Annotated in this window: 4 protein-coding genes; 1 reads left to right on the top strand and 3 read right to left on the bottom strand. The window is 34.4% G+C overall.

The genetic code is table 11. The features are described from left to right. Positions 1-413: 413 nt before the first annotated feature. Together paiA and V7068_RS12215 are read right to left on the bottom strand one after the other, a co-directional pair. Complete coding sequence (gene paiA / locus V7068_RS12220; RefSeq protein ID WP_499713022.1) at positions 414-932, bottom strand: spermidine/spermine N(1)-acetyltransferase; 519 nt, start codon at positions 930-932, stop codon at positions 414-416. A 25-nt stretch (positions 933-957) separates the two neighbouring features. Further along, complete coding sequence (locus V7068_RS12215; RefSeq protein WP_375351738.1) at positions 958-1,410, bottom strand: MarR family winged helix-turn-helix transcriptional regulator; 453 nt, start codon at positions 1,408-1,410, stop codon at positions 958-960. Between the two features lie 155 nt (positions 1,411-1,565). On the opposite strand from V7068_RS12215, the gene V7068_RS12210 reads away from it, so the two are divergent. Further along, a complete protein-coding gene (locus V7068_RS12210; protein WP_499713021.1) occupies positions 1,566-2,006 on the top strand; it encodes a GNAT family N-acetyltransferase in 441 nt (146 codons plus the stop codon). Positions 2,007-2,386: 380 nt separating this feature from the next. Here the strand turns inward: V7068_RS12210 and V7068_RS12205 are convergent, their stop codons facing one another. After that, positions 2,387-3,403 (bottom strand): ABC transporter substrate-binding protein, encoded by a 1,017-nt coding sequence (locus V7068_RS12205; protein ID WP_499713020.1) that lies wholly within the window; start codon positions 3,401-3,403, stop codon positions 2,387-2,389. Positions 3,404-3,760: the final 357 nt, after the last annotated feature.

The following is a 3,760-nucleotide window of genomic DNA, read 5'->3' as shown; positions in this document are numbered from 1 at the left end:
AAAAGCCCAATTTCTCAATTTAATGTTAAGAAATTGGGCTTTTTCCGTCACTCCATTAAAATGTTCCTAATTAAATTTCCTGTCCCCCCGGCTATTTTAAGTTTAGTTTTTACTACGACGCATATACATTGTACACTTTTTTACTTCCTCACTTTTATCTCGTGCTGAATATGTAGGAGAATATACTTCTGGAACACCTTCCACTTGTAAAATTCGTCTACCAAATTCATTTAAAATCTGCAATGAATTTTCCTAATCCAGCTTGTCACCCGATTGGTTATCTAGGTGGGAAGTATTTTCTAACTCTTTAATAATTAGCTCTTGTCGTTCAACAGGATGATTTTGACTTAACTTAGCTTTTCCTTCTATCTTGTTGATTTTTATTTTAAAACCTTGAACTGCTTTCAAAAAAGTTATATAAGTGTTTTGATCATTATAAAGTCCATTTGCTCTTCATCACCCATATAAAAAGAGTGAGATCCAGTTTGAGCAAACCCCATTTTCTTATAAAAAGCAATAGCATTTTCATTTTTTTCCCATACGCCTAGCCAGATTTTCTTTTTATTACGTTCCATCGCAATTTCCATAGCTTTATTGAGCAGATATTTACCAAGCCCATGTTTTTGAAATTTGTTCTTTATATAAATCCTCTCGATTTCAAGTAATTCATCACTCATTTCTTCAGACTGAGCATCATTGATATTGACCTTTAAATATCCGGCGACTTCATCATTAAAATAAACAAAAAAGAATTCCGAAGAGGTATTAGATAATTCTTTTTCTAATTGTTTTAAGTTAAATGCCCTTTCCAAATAGGCTTTCATATTTTCAGGTGAATTCTGTTGCTTAAATGTCTCATTAAATGTTTCATAACTAATTTCTTGAAGTATGCATAAGTCTTCAATAGTGCACTTTTTTATATTTATAACCATTTAAATATGTCGCTCCTTTATATACTCAATAATTCCTCTTGTTTCCTTTTTTAACAAATTCCCACTCTTTTTCTATATTTTTTCTAACTCTTTGAAGAAGATCAAATATGGTCTCCACTTCGCTTTCAGAAAACCCAGCTAATGCGACCATATCTGAATAATTATGTTCCCTTATTAAAAACGGATAAACATTTGTCCCTTTCTCTGTTGGAAAAAGTTTTTTAATTTTTTGGTTCTTTTCATCAGCTTCCTTTCGAATAAACCCATTCATTTCAAGTTTTTTTATGGCACGAGCTGCTGTTGTTCGGTCTACTTTAATCATTTCAGCTAACTTTTCTTGAATGATTCCTGGGTTTTCACATATTCGCACAAGGTACAAATACTGCCCTTTAGTAAGCTCATATTCTTTAAATTCAATATTACTTATAGAATCTAATGCCCTAGCTATCATTCCAATTTCGCGTAAAATTTCTTTCATAAAATTACTCCTTAATGAAGTTTTTGTTGCAATTACAACATAACTGATATAAATTAAATTTAACCTAATTTTATTGTAAATACAATAAAATGATTTAATTTTATTAGTAAAGTATAAGTATTCCTAGACAAATTAATGTAAAAGGACTGAAAGAAATGAATGCAAAAAGAATAACCATTGATGAAGATTTAAGGAAGGCATTTCACATAAGGAAAGAGGTATTTGTTAAGGAACAAGACGTTCCCTTAGAAGATGAATTTGACGAGTTTGACAAACTTAATGGTCAATGTGAACATATCTTAGTCTATTATGAAGAACAACCTGTTGGAACGGGACGAGTGAGATGGGTTGATGAATTCGGAAAGTTAGAGAGGGTTTGTATTCTGAAACATTACCGAAAATTTGGTCTTGGTAAAGTAATTATTACAGCATTAGAGGAAATTGCGCAGGAGAGAGGAACAACGCGGGTCAAATTACATGGTCAAACACAGGCACAGGGTTTTTATAAAAAACTAGGCTATCAGACTTCATCAAGCGTATTTATAGAGGATGGAATTCCGCATTTATTGATGACGAAAGAATTATTGCACCGATAATGATGAAAAAGTCGAATAATCAGCAATACCTTTGTTATGAGTTGGGCATCTCTTTTACCATACAGTCACGCCTCTCCTCTTCTTATGAAAGGTGATAAGCGGGATATTTGTGAGAAAGAACCCCAACGGCTTTAGCCGAGGGCACTGAAAAACTCAAAGTGTTAATTCTAGGATACAACATATAGTAATCAAAAAGTTGGAAGGAACATATTCAAAAAAGGCATACCTCAATCGGGCTTGACTTGAAAAGATTTAATTTACCCTTTTGGATTTTTGACGGAACAACTTGTTGTCACTCAACAGTTCCTTCATCTACGCTTCTTTTATCCATAAAAAACAGCATCCCTTCTCCCTTTGTAGGGAGGAGGGATGCTGCCATTTTATTTTGCATATGGATTAAATTCATTCGTATATAAATCAGTTGCCTTAACTTGCCCTTCTTTTAACTCACCATTTTTCTCAAGCCACTTAATCCATATGTCATATTCAGCATCGTTGATAAGACCACCTTCTTCAGCAATACCTGTGCTCTTCCAGTATTTAAGACTTGCAATCATCTCATCTTCTCCACGCGCTGCTAAGATTTTTTCAAAACGTGCAGTCACTTCTTCTCTTGGAGTAGTACGTGCCCACTCGATAGCCTTCGCCACCCCCTCCGTAAACTGCTTTACTGTATCAGGGTTTTCTTCTATATAATCTTGCGAGAAGAAGTAATCACCGGCAGTAAATTCTGTATTATATACATCCGTATCCTTAAAGATTTCTACCACTCCGCCTCTTTCTATTAGAAGATCCTTTGGAAGACTATTTACTAACACGACATCCACTTGTTTACTGCGCAATGCTTGCTCTGAATTTACCATTGGAATAACAACAGGAGTTACTTGTTTAATTTCATCTTCCGTTAAGCCACCTTGGCGTAAATAATCTTTAAGGACAAATTCGAAATGTGCACCTAGTATGTTCATACCAACTTTTTTACCAATAAAATCTTTTGCCGACTTAATAGGACTACCTTCAAGCGCATAGGCACCCACAAACGTAGTTTTATCACTACCATATGCTCCAACCACAGATTTAATTTTCACATTTTTCGCATACGATTTGATAATCGCTCCATTAAATGCATAACCAAAATCCGTTTCTCCTGTTGCTGTTAATTGAATGCTTTCAGGACCACCAGTATAACTACTTACGTTTTCTAATTCCAAATCACCTAGATAACCTAAATCTACTGCTAATTCTGGAAAAGAAACCCTACCAGCTTGAACTTGATACTCCAATACTGTATCTTGTTTTTCTCCGTTTGACGCTGCTTTCTTTGAATCTGATGAACAACCTGCTAAAATACTTCCTGCTAAAGCTGTAACTAAGAAAAATGATGCTAATTTTTTCATATTATTTTCTCCATATAATTAAGTCTTTTATCTTTACATTTTATGTAAGGCAACGAGTGCCGAAAATCCAAAATCAATTGCATATTTTGCGAAAAAAGCCTATTACGGTGTACTAGCAACCCCTTTAGGGATAAAATGAATGTTTGCTCAAATACGGTGTACAGATAAACTATCGAAAATACGTTCTGTACACTATGTATTCTAAATGGTGTTATTTGGTATATAGGGTGTTCTTTGAAAACTGAACATAGGTGGTTGTGACAGGAAAAACGTCTGTCACGTAAAATGTTCAACGTTCTGCCGACCAACACTCTTCATAGAAAGAGTGCGGTATCATCATCCTAGACAAGTATCGCC

This window comes from Bacillus sp. JJ634, assembly GCF_036962285.1.
Classification (GTDB): Bacteria; Bacillota; Bacilli; order Bacillales; family DSM-1321; genus Peribacillus; species Peribacillus asahii_A.
This window is presented reverse-complemented; position numbering and strand designations above follow the sequence as displayed.

Excerpts from the sequence above, each read along its gene's own strand:
- paiA (WP_499713022.1), bottom strand. The coding sequence starts at position 932 with ATGGTTATAAATATAAAAAAGTGCACTATTGAAGACTTATGCATACTT.
- V7068_RS12215 (WP_375351738.1), bottom strand. The coding sequence starts at position 1,410 with ATGAAAGAAATTTTACGCGAAATTGGAATGATAGCTAGGGCATTAGAT.
- V7068_RS12210 (WP_499713021.1), top strand. The coding sequence starts at position 1,566 with ATGAATGCAAAAAGAATAACCATTGATGAAGATTTAAGGAAGGCATTT.
- V7068_RS12205 (WP_499713020.1), bottom strand. The coding sequence starts at position 3,403 with ATGAAAAAATTAGCATCATTTTTCTTAGTTACAGCTTTAGCAGGAAGT.